The organism is Tenacibaculum sp. A30 (genome assembly GCF_051200845.1).
Classification (GTDB): Bacteria; Bacteroidota; Bacteroidia; order Flavobacteriales; family Flavobacteriaceae; genus Polaribacter.
In genome coordinates, this window is sequence record NZ_CP195160.1 from 1,049,008 (window position 1) to 1,065,474 (window position 16,467).

Sequence of the window (16,467 nt, forward strand, 5' to 3'; positions counted from 1 at the left end):
AATAAGATGAAAAAAATAAAATATATATTCGCTTCACTATTACTAAGCTCTTTTTTAGCTTGTGATACTGACTACATTGGCGATCCAGACAACCCGGAAATAGCGCCTTCCACACAATTAGTTACGAGTGCTCAATTTGATTTAGCTTTCGAATTAAATAATCAATGGACTGGAGCTAGAGCAACTTTAGGCTTTGCTCAATATTGGGCTCAAACTTTCTATACAGATGAAAATAGATACGCATTAAGAGTTTCACAAATTGATGACTCTTGGGAATGGCCTTATAGAATTTTAACTGACTTGAAAAAAGTAATTGAATTAAATGAGAATCCTGAAACTGCTGCGTTAATGTCTGCTTATGGTGACAACAACAATCAAATTCAAGCTTCAAGAATAATGATGGCTTTTACATTTTCTAAATTAGTTGACACTTTTGGAGATGTACCTTATTGGAGTTACGGGCAAAAAAACAACACTGCTTTTGAGGGGTTAAGATTAGAAGAAGGCATTAATAGTCCTGCTTACACAGACGCTGAAACTATTTACGAAGACTTATTAGCTGAGTTATTAGATGCAGCCAATAAAATGAATACTTCTAAAACAGTTTTTACCTCTGGAGACAACATTTATAATGGTGATGCTGCAATGTGGGTTAAATTTGCTCACTCTATAAGATTAAGACTGGCTGCTCACATACATAATTATAACAATACTCTAGCTACAAGTGTATTTAATGAATCTGATGCCAATGCTTTTTCTTCTAATGCGGATAATGCTACCTTTGTTTATGGTTCAGACGATATAACGGGTGGTCCTTGGCATGATGCTTTTACTGTTGGAGCTCGTAGAGACTTTGGCCCTGCTTTATCTTTTACTGAACTATTATACAATCGTGTTGGACCTTTTTCTTCTATTTCCGAAGAGGATCCTAGAGTAACAAAATATTTTGACACTCGCTTAGGAACTGCTGAAGTTGTTGGTTTACCATACGGCTTTGGTAATGCTGCTGCAAGAGCTATTGATGATGAAGGAATTCCTAGTTCAGAAATAATAAAACCTAACTATAATCAAATATTACTGTCTTATGCAGAAATGGAGTTTATTAGATCTGAGTTTAATGGTTGGGATCAAACTCATTATGAAAATGGCGTAAAAGCTTCTATGGAATCATGGAACATCTCCTCATCAGATAGTGATAATTATGTTGCATTATTACCTACTGCTAATGAAGAAAATGTATTAACCCAAAAGTATATTGCTTTATATATGGATGGTAGAGAAGCATGGACAGAATATAGAAGAACCGGATACCCTAACACTTTAACTGTACCTGGTGACACTTATGGAACAGCTACTTTTACAACTTTAGTACCTGGTTTAAATACAATTCCAAACAGAATAACCTATCCACAAAATGAACAATTGTTAAACAACTCTAATTGGGATGCTGCTAGACAAGGTTTATCTGATGGAGATACAATGGTTTCTAAATTGTTTTGGGATGTAAATTAATATTTTTCACAACCTAATATAAATTACAACCTTAAAAGTGCCTTGATCTCAAGGCACTTTTTTATGTTAAAAAATTGTTTATTTAAGATATATTTATGATTTTAGCAGCTAATTAATTCAAATAATTACATAATGAGAACAAAGTTTAATGGAATTTTAACGCTATTCCTAGCGTTGATTGTGCAAATATCCTTTGCACAAGACAGAATAATTTCAGGTACTGTTTCTGATGAAACAGGTCCACTACCTGGGGTTACAATCTTAAAAAAAGGTACTACTCAGGGTACTGAAACTGATTTTGATGGTAACTTTACTATCAAAGCAAAAACTGGAGATGTATTGGTTTTTAGTTTTGTTGGTATGAAATCTGCTGAGAGAACTATTGGAACTTCTAATCAAATTTCGGTTGTTTTAGAAGGGGATAATGTATTAGATGAAGTTGTTGTTGTAGCTTATGGTACCCAGAGCAAAAAATCTATCACGGGTTCTGTTACTACAGTAAAGTCTGAAGTTCTAGAAAAAACAAATGTTGCCTCTTTAGATCAAGCTTTACAAGGATCTGCTCCTGGTATTCAAGTTTCAGCTACAAGTGGTCAACCAGGTGCAGCTACAAACGTACGTATTAGAGGTATTGGATCTATTAATGCTAGTTCAGCTCCTTTATATGTAGTTGACGGTGTTCCAATTTTAACTGGTGATTTGTCTAGATTACAAACTACATCTAACATCCTTTCTAGTATTAACACTAACGATATCGAATCTATTAGTGTATTGAAAGACGCCTCTTCTGCTTCTTTATATGGATCAAGAGCTGCTAATGGTGTTATACTTATAACGACAAAAGCTGGAAAGGCAGGAAAAACAAAATTTACTGTTAGTTCAGAATATGGAATTGGAGATGAAACATTGTATGATGATAATGCAATGACTTCTGCTCAATTAAAACAATATACTATTGCTGCATTAGACAATGCTTTTGGAGCTGGATCTGGTGAAGGAATATATAACACTGGTTTACCATGGGCATGGGACGGAGTGACTGACACCAACTGGTATAAGGAAACTCATAGAGACAAAACCACTAGTCAAAAAATTAATTTTTCTGCTAATGGAGGTAATGAAAAAACAACTTTTTATAGTTCTTTAGGCTACTTTGAACAAGAAGGTCTAATAAAGACTTCTGATTTGACTAGAGTTTCAACTGCTTTAAACCTAAAACATAAGGCTACTGATAAACTAAGCATCAGATTTAATATTAATGCTTCACATTCTAAGTTAAATGGTCCAGACGATGGAGGATCTTTTGCGAACCCTGAGTTAGCTTCATATTTTTTACTTCCTAACTATCCTGTTTATAATGAAGATGGCACATATAATTTATCGTTTTTTTCAACATATAACCCTGTAGCTTTATTTGAAAGAAATTTTACTACTTTAAAAACTACTAAAGTATTTGGAAAGACAGATATTACATATGAAATTATAGATAATTTAGAGTTTAATTCATCTTTTGGAGCTGAATATATAGCTCTTGAAGAAGAACAGTACTATAATCCTGATTTTGGGGCAGGTAGAAACGTAAACGGTTCAGCTAGTGCCTATTACACTAGAAGATATAATTACAACTGGATTAACCAATTAAATTACTCATTTGATATAAATGATGATAATAACTTTAAACTTAAGTTGGGTTATGAAATTCAGCAAGATGACAGGTATCAAATTAACGCATCAGGTGAAAACTATGCTACTGATAAGCTAACGAACTTACAATTGACATCTAAACCAACTGAGGCAAGTTCTTTTGGTACAAGAAACTCTTTCCTTTCTGTGTTTTCTAGAATTGATTATAATTTTAAAAATAAATATTTCTTTGATTTTAGTTTTAGAAGAGATGGTTCTTCAAAGTTTGGTTCTAATAACAGATATGGTAATTTTTGGGCAGCTGGTTTCGCTTGGTCTATTTCTGATGAGGCATTTTTTGGAGATAACTTCATAAACTCATTGAAACTTAGAACAAGTTATGGTGTTAATGGTAATTCTGCAGGTATTGGTAACTTTGATGGTCTAGGCTTATATGGTTTTGGAGACTACAATGGTCAAGGAACAAGTTTCCCTAACCAAGTTGCTAATCCAGACTTAAGATGGGAGTTAAACAAACCTTTCAATGTTGGTTTAGACTTCGGAATGTTCAACAGTAGAATAACAGGTACTCTTGAATACTACAAAAGAACAACTTCTGATTTATTATTAGACAAACCTTTATCTACAACTTCTGGTTTTACAGTCATTACTGAAAATATAGGAGAAATGGAAAATAGTGGTATTGAAGTAAACCTTAACACTAGTAATATTCAAACTGACAATTTTTCTTGGGATACTAACTTTAACTTCAGTACTAACAAAAACGAGATCACTAAGTTAGATGAAGGTAAAGATATTTTAAATGGAACACAAATAAGAAGGGTTGGTGAACACGCAAGATCATGGTATATCAGAAAATGGGCTGGTGTTAATCCTGATAATGGTGAACCACAATGGTATATAAATGGTAAAGATGGAGCTGTTACTTCTGATTATAATGAAGCTGAAAGAGCTATTCAAGGCCAATCTGTTCCTGAAATAATTGCATCTATGACTAATACTTTTAAATATAATAATTTTGATTTATCATTCCAGTTGAATTATTCTGGTAACTACCAAGTATATGACGGGTGGGCTTTTTATACTTATAATGCTGGTGAATTTTTATCTTTTAATAAAAACTCAAACGTTTTAGATTATTGGCAACAACCAGGAGATATAACAGACACTCCAAAACCTGTTTGGGGTAATGGTAGAGATGCAACAAGTAGTTCTACGAGATTCTTATATGACGGAGACCACATTAGGTTAAGAAATATTCAATTTGGTTATTCAGTACCTGAAGAATATTTAAGTAAAGCTGGTATTTCTGGATTGAGGTTATACTTAACAGGAACAAACTTACTAACTTATACTTTTGATGACAAGTTAAACTTTGACCCAGAAGTTGGTATTACGGGTCAGTCAGACTTAAGACAAGCTAATTTAAAGACCTATTCTTTAGGAGTTAATTTAACTTTTTAATCTATTTAATTATGAAGAAAATAAAATCATATAAAATCATAATGGCATTATCATTAGGAGCTATTACTCTAATGCCATCATGTTCGGATATTTTAGATATTGAACCTCAACAAAACTTATCTAATAATGTTGCTCTTTCAAGCTCATCTGATTTAGTTACAGCTGCTAGAGGTATGTATGATCTGATGCAAGATGAAGATTATTACGGTAGAAGTATGTTTGTTTTACCTGCAGTTATGTCAGATGAAATGTTTATCAGTTCTAATAATGCAGGTCGATATTCAGAAATGCAAAATTACACTTTCAATTCAAGAACTCAGTGGGGAAGAGAATTATGGAAGGAAGCTTATGAGTCAATCAATGCTGCTAATGAAATTATCGCTGCTAACATCACTGATTTAACAACAGCTGGTCGTAATGCAAAGGGTGAAGCTTATGCTGTTAGAGCTTTATCACATTTTAACTTAGTTAATTTCTTCGCTTTGCAATATCCTGAATCTAGTGATTTAGGTATAGCACTTAAGACTAATACAGACCCTACGGAGTTACCATCAAGAAGTTCTGTAGAGCAAGTTTATCAACAAGTTATAAATGACTTAATTGAAGCTGAAAGCATCTTAGATGACAGTAATAATAGTGGTAGATTTACTAAAACTGCTGTTCAAGCTTTATTAGCTAAAGTTTACTTATACTCTGGGGATAAGGTAAATGCAGCCGATTATGCTTCTAAAGTTATTTCTACCAAGGGAAGTCTATCTTCAAACTGGAAGAATGATATTCTTTTAGAAATCAGAAACACTGATATTGATAATGAAGGAGTTAACTCTTTCGCATACTTTATCGACCAGAGAGGTTATGGTGATGGTTTAGCTAGAGAGTCATTATTTAATTTATATGACGATAATGATACTAGGAAAAGTGATTGGTACTTAAAAGGTGATCGTACTGGTGGTGAAATAGATACACAAATCATTACAAAATTTACCTTAGGAGGTGCAACTTCTCCTAATGATGATAACTATCCTATTATTAGATTACCTGAAATGTATTTAATCAGAGCTGAAGCTACAATGACTACTAATCCTGCTCAAGCTTTAATAGATTTAAATGCTGTAGCTAATGCTAGAAATGCTAACACTTATGGAGCTATTAACTTAGATAATATTTTATTAGAGCGTCAAAAGGAACTAGCTTTTGAAGGGCATAGGTTATTTGATTTAATTAGAAACGGAAAAGATATAAATAGAACTACTGATTGTTCTGTTCAATGTTCTTTACCTTATTCATCTAATAAAGATTCATTTGTTTTACCTATACCACAGGTTGAGTTAGATGCGAACCCGAATATGCAACCTAACCCTAATCAATAATTAGCTTTTGAATAAAACTAAAGCCACCTCTTTTTCGAGGTGGTTTTTTTATACCATAAAATCAACTACATTTGCTGCATGGAACAAAACACAAACATTTTTGGTATTAGAGCCATTATTGAAGCTATAGAAAGTGGTGCTTCAATTAACAAAGTATATCTTCAAAAAGGTTTACGAGGAGAGCTATTTTTTCAATTAGATAAGCTCTTGAAAAAAAATAAAATTTCAACCAGTGTAGTTCCTACTGAGAAGCTAGACCGCTTATCAAAACACAACAACCATCAAGGTGCTGTTGCTAAAATTTCTCCTATTGATTTTCATGATTTAGAAAGCTTAATTGAAGAAACATTAGAATCAAACAATATTCCTTTATTTCTATTACTTGACCAAGTATCAGACGTAAGAAATTTTGGAGCTATCATTAGAACTGCTGAGTGTACTGGTGTAAACGGAATTATCATTCAGAAAAGTGGTAGTGCACCTGTTAATGCTGAGACTATCAAAACTTCTGCGGGTGCTGCTTTTAAAGTACCTATTTGTAAAGTAGATCATATTAAAGACGCTATTTTTCAACTAAAAGCTGCTGACATTAAATTAACTGCTGCAACTGAAAAAACAGAAGATTCGGTTTATGATGTTGATTTTAATCAGCCAATAGCTATCATAATGGGTTCTGAGCACAAAGGAGTAAGTAACTCAGTCTTAAAGATGGTAGACTACAAGGCTAAGTTGCCACTTCTAGGAGAAATTGAATCTTTAAATGTTTCAGTTGCTTGTGGTGCATTTTTATACGAAGCTGTAAGACAACGTTTATAAAATTTAAAATCCTGCATAATGCAGGATTTTTTATTCTTCTTCTTTATAAATATATCGGTATTTTATCTCTTCTAACTCCTCTAACTCCATTTCTTCTTCAAAAACAGGCGGAGCATAATTTCCATCTTCATCAAACATATCATCAAATTCCGTTTTAGAAAACTCAAACTTTTCTTTTACTATTCCTCTTTTTCTATACAGTAGAGAAAGAACAAACCCAGTTACCAATCCAGATAAATGTCCTTCCCAAGACATTCCTTCTTTTATTGGCAACACATACCAGACCATACTTCCATATAAAAAAATAGTAATAAAAGAAACTGCTACTAACCGATAGTTCTTCTTAATTATTCCGCTAAAAAGCACAAAGCTAAAAAGTAAATATACTACTCCACTCGCTCCAATATGATAAGATTCACGAGCAATTATCCAAGTTAACAACCCAGTTACAATACCTCCATATATCAAAACTTTAACAGCTACTTCTTTATAAAAGTAAAAAAGACATGCAGAAAGCACGAATAAAGGAACCGAATTATTAAAAAGGTGATTTGTATCGCTATGAATAAAAGGAGAGCACAAAACCCCTTTTAAACCACTAAAACTTCTCGGGAATACTCCAAATTTATTAAAATTCCATCCAAATTTAATTTCCAACCAATAAACAAACCATATTGTAAAAACAAAAAGGAGAGGAATGGTAAAAACAGTTCTAGAAAATTTTAGTTGCTCATCAGTATTCATAGTGATGAAAATAACAAAAATAAATCCAAAGTACTATTTCTGAAGTTCTGTCATAAATCTTTGCTATTTTTACATTATGAATCAACCTTTGGCAGAAAGAATACGTCCACAGAATTTGGGTGACTATATTAGTCAACAACATTTGGTGGGTGAAAATGGTATTTTAACTAATCATATTAAGCAGGGAATCATTCCTTCGTTAATTTTATGGGGACCTCCAGGGATTGGTAAAACTACTCTAGCAAATATTATTGCAAATGAATCTGAACGTCCTTTTTATACTTTAAGCGCCATAAGTTCTGGTGTAAAAGATGTTCGTGAGGTAATTGAAAAAGCAAAGAAAAGTGGCGGATTGTTCACTCAGAAAAATCCGATTTTATTTATTGATGAGATTCATCGTTTTAGCAAATCGCAACAAGATTCTTTATTAGGCGCTGTTGAAAAAGGATGGGTAACATTGGTAGGTGCTACTACAGAAAACCCAAGCTTTGAAGTGATTCCTGCCCTACTCTCTCGTTGCCAAGTGTATATCTTGAATTCTTTTGATAAAGAGGATTTGATTGCACTTTTGCACAGAGCGATGGAAAAAGACGAAATCATTTCTCAGAAAAAAATCAATTTAAAAGAAACGGATGCTTTGCTACAAGTTTCGGGTGGAGATGCTCGAAAACTCTTAAATATTTTTGAGTTATTGGTTGCTGCGGAGGATGAAATTGACATCACTAATAAGTTAGTCTTAGAAAAGATTCAAAAAAACACAGTTCGCTATGATAAAACAGGTGAGCAACATTACGATATCATTTCTGCTTTTATCAAATCGATTAGAGGAAGCGATCCTAATGCCGCTGTTTATTGGTTAGCTCGAATGATTGAAGGTGGAGAGGATGTAAAATTTATTGCACGAAGAATGCTTATTGCTGCTTCGGAAGATATTGGTAATGCAAATCCAACAGCGTTGATTTTAGCGAACAATACTTTTCAGGCTGTCTCAGTTATTGGCTATCCAGAATCGAGAATTATACTGAGTCAATGTGCAGTATATTTAGCAAACTCTGCAAAAAGTAACGCATCGTATATGGCGATTGGTGAAGCTCAAAATTTGGTTAGAACAACTGGCGATTTGTCTGTTCCGTTGCATTTACGAAATGCTCCTACTAAATTAATGAAGGATTTAGACTACGGAAAAGACTATCAATACTCGCACAATTACGCAGGTAATTTTGTAAATCAAGAGTTTTTACCTGATGAGATTAAAAACACTAAACTATACGAACCAGGAAATAATGCTCGTGAAAATCAATTTAGAGAATTGTTAAAACAACGTTGGAAGGATAAATACAACTATTAAAAAATATGAATTTTACAAAGATTAAACCTGTTTACCTGTATTTATTATCTGGAATAATACTCCCTTCTTCTATAGTCTTTAAAGAAGAAAGGAGCTATGTATATTATACTTGTTTAGTTATTGGTTTTAGCCTTTTTCTCTTAGCCATAATTAAATACCTAAGAGAAAAATAATTAAAACTTCACTTGGTATTCTTCAATTACTTTACCATCATTTGTATAGTATTCAGCAAACCAAGAATTTCCATTTTTGTATAAGATTCCGTTTTTATCTTTTATCACAAAAACATCTTTTACATTGGTTTTTAATACTTGAAAAACAACCTCAGGTTTCATATTAACTAATTGAAAACCGTTAGGTATTGGTTGTGCAAATAATTGTTCTTTAGCATTGGCTGGTTTTTCAACAACCTCCGCTACTTTACTTTCTACTACCGTTGGTACAACAGCTACAGCTGGCACTTCTTTAGTTTTAGTTACAACATCTTCTTGTAACGGAATGTATTTATACTTTAAAGCTTCAATCGATTTAAAAGCATCACGGATTGCTTCTTGATATGCCTTTTTGTATTCTTTCTCTTTACTTCTTCCTTCTTTTGATGTAAACACGACTTTGTTGTAACAATCAGTTAGTTCAATAACACTTTTGGTAGTAAACATACCTGATTCATCTTTTACAGTTCCTGTTAAAGCTAAACATCTGTTATTAGCTATTTCATCAGGTAAATTTTCATCATCTAAAAAAGCAGTAAATCCGTACTTATTGAATAAAAACTTAGTTAGTGAACTTGTTTGGTATTTATCTTTCTCCTTTACAAAATCAAACTTGCTTGGTACGATTATGTATTTATAATTATTGATAGATTTTTGTGCAAAACTTGCTGTTGATATAAACAATGCTATTAAAAGTATTCTTTTCATTTTATGTCTTTTAGGTATAATATCTCTAATCTTGATAAACTTATAAATAATTTTTTAATTCTATTAATGAAGCTACGCGTTGTACTCCATTATTTTTAGTTTCTTCGGAAAAATGGATTGCCATCATCCCTGAGTTTAACGCTCCCATAACATCTGCTTCGTAGCTATCCCCTATCATAATCGATTCGTGAGCTGCTGCTTCCGCCTTGCTTAAAGCAAATTCAAAAACTTTAGGATTCGGTTTTTTAACTCCAACACATTCCGAAGTAATTACTTGCTTAAAGTATTTATCAATCCCTGATTTTTGAAGTTTTAAGTTCTGTACTTCTTCAAAACCATTGGTTATAATATGCAAATGGTATTTATTTTCTAAATATTCTAAAACTTCAACAGCATCCGAAAAAAGATAATTATAACTAGGTAGGTAACGAATATAATCTTCAGAAATCACATCAATCATATCATCAGAAACCTTATAGTTTAAAGCATCAAAAGTTTCTTTTAATCTATGATATCTTAAATCTGATTTTTCAACTTTATCTTCTCTATACAATCGCCAATATTTTAAGTTTATCGGCATGTACACTTCTAAAAAATCATCAATAGGAATTGTAATGTTTTGCTCTTCGAAAATTTTCTGAAAAGTCAGTTTTGAATTTCTATCAAAATCCCAAAGTGTGTGGTCTAGATCAAAAAATAAATGCTTTATTTCCATATCTCTTTTATTGAATTGAATAGGTTTAGGGTTTAGGGTTTAGGGTTTAGGTAAACTAGTTTTTTACTCACACTATCGAAAGAAAAAACTTTTTACTTTTCACTTTTAATTTTACACTTTTCGCTTTTCACTTTATAAACTTCAGAACATCCGTAAATCTAAAAGTCTAACCATCTAATTATCTAAGTTTTTACAATTTTAAGCATTGAATTATACAATCTACCCCAACCTCTCCATCTCAAATAGTTACTTAAACTTTCGTTATGAAACACAGTAATAAAAGTACCATTAACTGCTTTTACTTCATTTTTTAAATCTCTAATTTTTCCTAACGACTGCTTTGGTGTAAACTTCATATAATCATTAAGCGTTGCATCCATAAGTGCAAATGGAAAGATTTTTAACGGTGTTTGAATTTCAAAATCTAAATCGTAAAAATAAAAAGGAGTGCATGTACTTGCTCTAAAACCTACATGACTTGCATAGCCCATTGAGTAATCTTCTTCTATTTCTAAATCGATTAATTGCTGATACGTTTCTGGCAACGAAACTCGTAAATAATGTTGTTTTGATCGTTTAATAGGAATATTTGTAATAGCCTCTAAACGCTCTTTTTCTTTCTTTAACAAAGAAACATCGTTCATGGTGTAATATGACGGATGCAACCCTACTCGAGCATAATCTACCATATCTTTTATCAACAACTTGAATTTTCTTTTTGAAGTAGAAACATTTGTATCAAATGTTGTGTAATCTCCTATTAAAAAGAAAAAAATGGTTCTTACATTATACGTTTTCTTTAATTCTATAATCTTTTCAAAAGTATCAAACGGGTCTTTTTTTAGATTGAAAAGCACTGCGAACCTATCCCAAATTGTAAAAATTTTAAACTGTGATGCATCTTTTAAGAAACCTCCTATAGTTCTTATAAAACTCTTGTGTTTGTAGGCATACGCATTATCAATATCTATTGTTGAAATATATTGATAGCTTCTTTCTTCATTTTCAAAATCGGGAAACTTATGTTTTAACACCTCTAAAAACTTGTATGCCCAAATATCAACCAAAGGTTTTTCTAAAAATCCATTTTCATAAGCTACGCTTTGAGTTGCCGAAAAACGCCCGTGTTTGTCTTTAATATGCGGTAAATATTCTTCGTACCTAGAAATTAAATAAAAACTAGCAGCAAAAATATCAAACGGGATTTCTGAAGCTTCAATTGTAGAAAAAAAACAAGGTACTCCTTCCCATTCTTGTATGTTGATTTCAACATCTTTTATACCTTGTTGAAACAACAACTCATTACTCTGAATAAAAAATTCTTTCCCTAAAGGTACGTTGGTATATGAAAATTTTGGCCCGTTAAAAGCTACAAACTCTTCAATTTTACCTGTAAAATCTATTTCAACCTGTAAAATACGTGTAAAAATTTGTTTGAAAATATAACGAACTCGAGGAGTAACTTTATGGGTGTAAATCAGTATCATACTCATTAAATATTAGTTGTAAAACCTACAACTATAAGATGCTTTCATCAGCAAAGCTAAAATACGCTTTTTCAGTAATAATTAGATGATCTAACAGTTTTATATCTAAAGTCTCTCCTGCTTTCTTTATCTTCTGAGTTAACTCTATATCGCTTCTACTAGGCTCTAACTTTCCCGAAGGATGGTTGTGGCATACTATAATTCCGACAGATGATAATTCAAGTCCTCTTTTGTATAACAAACGTACATCAACCAAAGTAGCGGTAAATCCGCCTTTACTTAACTGGTGTTTTGCTAAAACTTTATTTGAATTATTTAAATACAACACCCAAAACTCTTCATGTTGTAAATCTCCAATGAGTGGTTGCATAATTTTAGCCACATCTTTAGAACTACTTATTTTGGGAGTTACTACTTTTTCTTCAAACTGTCTTCTTTTTCCAAACTCTAAAGCTGTAACTATTGATATTGCTTTTGCCTCCCCTATTCCTTTAAACTTCATTAATTCTTCTACAGATAGCTTTGCTAGCGAACTTAAATCATTGTTTACTGACAATAAAATTCTCTTAGCCAAACCTACAGCACTCTCTTCTCTATTGCCCGAACCTATTAAAATAGCTATTAACTCTGCATCCGACAAAGCTACTTTCCCTTTTAACAATAGCTTTTCTCTTGGTCTATCGTCTAATGCCCATGATTTAATTGAAATCTTTTTCATCCTTTTTTTCTTGGTAGATTTATAAATATAACATTTTTTGCACAAACAAAAGAAGCACAGTATCTTTGCAGTCAGTCTTTTTTTAAATTTTACTATGAAGATTATAATAGCCGGGGCTGGAGACGTCGGTTTTCATTTGGCTAAACTCCTTTCTTACGAAGCGCAAGACACCTATGTAATAGATTTTGACGGTGAAAAGTTAGAATACCTAAACAATCACTTAGATGTGATTACAAAAAAAGGTGATGCTACCTCGATTAAACTACTAAAAGAAATAGGTATTAGTTCGGCTGACCTTTTATTGGCAGTTACTGAGAGTCCTAATACAAATTTCACAATTTCAGTAATAGGAAAAGCATTAGGAGTAAAAAAAACCATTGCTAGAATTAGTAACCCTGAATTTTTAGATAATCCTTGTATTAATTTTAAAGATTACGGTGTAGATTTTATGATTTCTCCTGAAGAATTAGCTGCAGAAGAAATTAAATCGCTTTTACATCAGTCTTCCTTTAACGATACCGTTGCTTTTGAAAATGGTGTTTTCAATATTATGGGAACCACCCTTGGGTATAAATCACCTATTTTAGACTTAACCGTTGAGGAAATAAAGGATAGGTACAATATGGTAGATTTTATTACCATAGCTATAAAGCGTGAAGGAACATCGCAAACAATTATTCCAAGAGGAGATACCGAATATAAAATAAACGATCAGGTTTATTTTTCTGTTCCTAAACACAGTATTGATCAACTTTACCCTATTATTGGTAAAAATCATATTGACATTACCAACGTAATGATTTTAGGAGGAAGTCGAGTTGGACGAAAAACAGCTAGAAAGCTTTGTAAAGACAACTTTAAGGTGAAACTTATTGAAAAAGACAAAGACAAAGCTTTACAATTAGCCGAAGATCTTCGAAACACACTAGTTATTTATGGAGATGGTAGAGATTTAGAGTTGTTAGAAGAAGAAAACATTAGAGAAATGGATGCCTTTGTAGCTGTAACTGGTGATTCTGAAACAAATATTATGTCTTGCCTTGTAGCAAAATCTAAAGGAGTTAAAAAAACGGTTGCCTTGGTTGAGAACATGGACTACATAAACATTTCTCAAACCATAGGAATTGACACTTTAATCAATAAAAAACTAATTGCAGCTAGTAATATTTTCCGTCATATTCGAAAAGGAGAAATTGTTGCCTTAGCCAACTTACATAATGTAGATGCTGAAGTTTTTGAATTTGAAGTAAAACCGAATGCAAAGGTCACTAAAAAAGTAATTCGAGAATTGCGTTTTCCTAGAGAAGCTATCATAGGAGGTGTAATTAGAAACGGTGAACCTTTAATGTCTTTCGGAGATTTTCAATTACAAAGCGAAGATAGAGCCATTGTTTTTTGTTTACCTGAAGCAATAACAATTGTAGAAGATTTATTTAACTAATGGGAAATCTTAATCTAAAATTAGTTTATCGTTTTTTAGGAGTTACAGCCATTTTAAACGGATTGTTTATGTGGTTAACAGTTCCTGTAAGTGTTTATTATAATGAAGCTGCTAAACTAGGAATCTTAAATGCAGGAATCATTACAATTACTCTTGGTACATTACTCTATTTTTTTAACAAACCAGACAACAATAATATTTATAAAAAAGAAGGATACCTTATTGTAACCCTTGGATGGCTAACATTATCTTTTACAGGAATGCTACCTTACTTACTTACGGGAAGTATTCCAAGTGTTACCAATGCTTTTTTTGAAACCATCTCAGGATACTCAACAACAGGTTCTTCTATTTTAACAGATATTGAATCAATGCCAAAAGGAATTTTATTTTGGCGAAGTGCTACGCATTGGATTGGGGGTATGGGAATCATTGTTCTTACCATTGCTATTTTACCTTTATTAGGTATTGGTGGTATGCAGCTTTTTATGGCAGAAGCTCCTGGACCTTCAGCAGATAAACTACACCCAAGAATTACCGATACAGCTAAACGTTTATGGTTAATCTACGTTTTATTAACCGCTGTTGAATTCTTATTATTAAAAGTAGCGGGTATGACTTGGTTTGATGCCATAAACCATGCAATGGCTACGGTAAGCACCGGTGGATTTTCAACCAAAAATGCAAGTGTTGCCCATTGGAATGACACTCCTCTAATTCAATATATCATCATCTTTTTTATGTTTATAGCAGGTACCAACTTTGTACTTACCTATTTTGCATTAAAAGGAAAAGTTAGAAAAGTTATACAAAGCGAAGAGTTTAAATACTATTTCTTCGGAATTATAGGTATTTCGGCTATCGTAGCACTTATGATTATCTTTTTTCAAGACCCGAATTTACAAACAACCATAGCGCACCCAAAAGTATGGGGTGAAGTAGAAAGTGCTATTCGCCACTCGTTATTCTCTGTAATTTCAGTAGTAACCACCACTGGTTTTGTTACTGCCGATTTTACTATGTGGAGCTTTTTTGTTACTGCTATATTTTTCTCTCTATTTTTCTTAGGAGGTTCAGCAGGATCTACCTCTGGAGGGGTAAAAATTGTTCGACATATTATCATGCTGAAAAACAGCTTTTTAGAGTTCAAAAAATCGCTACACCCTAATGCTATTATTCCTGTACGTTACGATGGTAAAGCAGTAAACCAAACGATTATATTTAATGTACTTTCATTTTTTATCCTGTACATGTTAATATTTATTATTGGTACAGTTATTCTAGCTCTTTTAGGATTGGATATAAAATCTGCTTTAGGTGCTTGTGCTTCCTCTTTAGGAAATATCGGACCTGCTATAGGGAGTGTTAGTCCAGTAGATAATTTTAACCACCTATCTATGGGAGCAAAATGGTTCTGTTCTTTCTTAATGCTGATTGGACGTCTAGAGCTATTTACTGTGTTAATTTTATTAACTCCATTTTTCTGGAGGAAGAATTAGTTAAACCACCTTTTACAACAGGAAAAACACCCAATAACAACTTAAAAACCAAAAAGTTAAGATAAAAACATTATTTTTAGTTGATTAACCAAATCTCTTATAGTTATGAAACTAAAAATTGCATTGCTTTTTTTTATTTGCTTATTAAACATCCCTGAAAGTAAAGCTCAAGAAGCTTTTTTGAGAGAAATTAGAATGTTTGCTGGTAATTTTGCTCCTAGAGGATGGGCATTTTGTGAAGGTCAATTAATGCCTATAGCACAAAATCAAGCCTTATTTACTTTATTAGGAACCATATATGGAGGAGATGGCAGAACAACATTTGCCTTACCTGATTTAAGAGGAAGAGTAGCTATTAGTGCTGGTCGTGGACCTGGTTTACAAGACTACAGGCAAGGTTCCATTGGAGGAGCCGAATTCAGAACTCTATCTATAGCACAAATGCCTGCTCATAATCATACTGCTACTTTCACAAAAACAAATGGAAATGCGAACATAGCAATACCTACATATGCTGATGAAGCTAATGAAAGTGAACTATCTAACCTTTCTTCTTTTGCTATCGGTAATTTTCAAGGAGACGAAACTAAAATGTACTCTACTGAAGCACCAAATGGCACCTTAAGACCTTTCTCTACTTCTCTAACTGTTGAAGGAACTGTAACCGTTGAAAATCAAGGAGGAAATCAATCATTTGACAACAGACAACCATACACTACAGTAAGATACATGATTTGTATACAAGGGATTTATCCTTCAAGAGGTTAATCAGATAATCATAAAATACGA

At 32.6% G+C, this 16,467-nt stretch carries 13 protein-coding genes; 8 read left to right on the forward strand and 5 right to left on the reverse strand.

The window, feature by feature from the left end:
* The first annotated feature begins 6 nt into the window (after nucleotides 1-6).
* The 4 genes from ACR9ES_RS05050 (at nucleotide 7) to rlmB (ending at nucleotide 6,806) form a co-directional block, all read left to right on the forward strand.
* The gene (locus ACR9ES_RS05050; RefSeq protein ID WP_435255327.1) at nucleotides 7-1,512 is read left to right on the forward strand and encodes a SusD/RagB family nutrient-binding outer membrane lipoprotein; all 1,506 of its coding nucleotides are present in this window, start codon (nucleotides 7-9) and stop codon (nucleotides 1,510-1,512) included.
* A gap of 132 nt (nucleotides 1,513-1,644) precedes the next feature.
* Entirely contained in the window at nucleotides 1,645-4,620 is a 2,976-nt protein-coding gene (locus tag ACR9ES_RS05055) for a SusC/RagA family TonB-linked outer membrane protein (RefSeq protein WP_435255328.1), read from the forward strand.
* An 11-nt stretch (nucleotides 4,621-4,631) separates the two neighbouring features.
* Entirely contained in the window at nucleotides 4,632-5,990 is a 1,359-nt protein-coding gene (locus ACR9ES_RS05060) for a RagB/SusD family nutrient uptake outer membrane protein (RefSeq protein ID WP_125068425.1), read from the forward strand.
* Between the two features lie 78 nt (nucleotides 5,991-6,068).
* Entirely contained in the window at nucleotides 6,069-6,806 is a 738-nt protein-coding gene (gene rlmB, locus ACR9ES_RS05065; protein WP_125068427.1) for a 23S rRNA (guanosine(2251)-2'-O)-methyltransferase RlmB, read from the forward strand.
* Between the two features lie 30 nt (nucleotides 6,807-6,836).
* Here rlmB and ACR9ES_RS05070 read toward each other — a convergent pair whose 3' ends face one another.
* Nucleotides 6,837-7,550, reverse strand: a complete 714-nt coding sequence (locus ACR9ES_RS05070) for a rhomboid family intramembrane serine protease (protein WP_125068429.1) — start codon at nucleotides 7,548-7,550, stop codon at nucleotides 6,837-6,839.
* Nucleotides 7,551-7,626: 76 nt separating this feature from the next.
* On the opposite strand from ACR9ES_RS05070, the gene ACR9ES_RS05075 reads away from it, so the two are divergent.
* Nucleotides 7,627-8,898 carry a replication-associated recombination protein A gene (locus tag ACR9ES_RS05075; protein ID WP_435255329.1) on the forward strand — a complete coding sequence of 424 codons (1,272 nt, stop codon included), beginning with the start codon at nucleotides 7,627-7,629 and terminating at the stop codon, nucleotides 8,896-8,898.
* Nucleotides 8,899-9,071: 173 nt separating this feature from the next.
* Here ACR9ES_RS05075 and ACR9ES_RS05080 read toward each other — a convergent pair whose 3' ends face one another.
* The 4 genes from ACR9ES_RS05080 to radC form a co-directional block, all read right to left on the reverse strand.
* Nucleotides 9,072-9,818, reverse strand: a complete 747-nt coding sequence (locus ACR9ES_RS05080; RefSeq protein WP_435255330.1) for a hypothetical protein — start codon at nucleotides 9,816-9,818, stop codon at nucleotides 9,072-9,074.
* A 40-nt stretch (nucleotides 9,819-9,858) separates the two neighbouring features.
* Nucleotides 9,859-10,533: a YjjG family noncanonical pyrimidine nucleotidase gene (locus ACR9ES_RS05085; protein ID WP_435255331.1), complete on the reverse strand. Its 675-nt coding sequence runs from the start codon at nucleotides 10,531-10,533 to the stop codon at nucleotides 9,859-9,861.
* Nucleotides 10,534-10,715: 182 nt separating this feature from the next.
* Complete coding sequence (locus ACR9ES_RS05090; protein WP_435255332.1) at nucleotides 10,716-12,026, reverse strand: DUF7033 domain-containing protein; 1,311 nt, start codon at nucleotides 12,024-12,026, stop codon at nucleotides 10,716-10,718.
* 25 nt (nucleotides 12,027-12,051) lie between these two features.
* Entirely contained in the window at nucleotides 12,052-12,738 is a 687-nt protein-coding gene (gene radC, locus ACR9ES_RS05095; protein ID WP_274635161.1) for a RadC family protein, read from the reverse strand.
* A 94-nt stretch (nucleotides 12,739-12,832) separates the two neighbouring features.
* On the opposite strand from radC, the gene trkA reads away from it, so the two are divergent.
* The 3 genes from trkA (at nucleotide 12,833) to ACR9ES_RS05110 (ending at nucleotide 16,446) form a co-directional block, all read left to right on the forward strand.
* Nucleotides 12,833-14,179: a Trk system potassium transporter TrkA gene (trkA, locus tag ACR9ES_RS05100; protein ID WP_298997781.1), complete on the forward strand. Its 1,347-nt coding sequence runs from the start codon at nucleotides 12,833-12,835 to the stop codon at nucleotides 14,177-14,179.
* Entirely contained in the window at nucleotides 14,179-15,678 is a 1,500-nt protein-coding gene (locus ACR9ES_RS05105) for a TrkH family potassium uptake protein (protein WP_435255333.1), read from the forward strand. The genes trkA and ACR9ES_RS05105 overlap by 1 nt, the downstream gene beginning before the upstream one ends.
* A gap of 105 nt (nucleotides 15,679-15,783) precedes the next feature.
* Nucleotides 15,784-16,446, forward strand: coding sequence for a phage tail protein (locus ACR9ES_RS05110; RefSeq protein ID WP_435255334.1), 663 nt, complete (start codon nucleotides 15,784-15,786; stop codon nucleotides 16,444-16,446).
* Nucleotides 16,447-16,467: the final 21 nt, after the last annotated feature.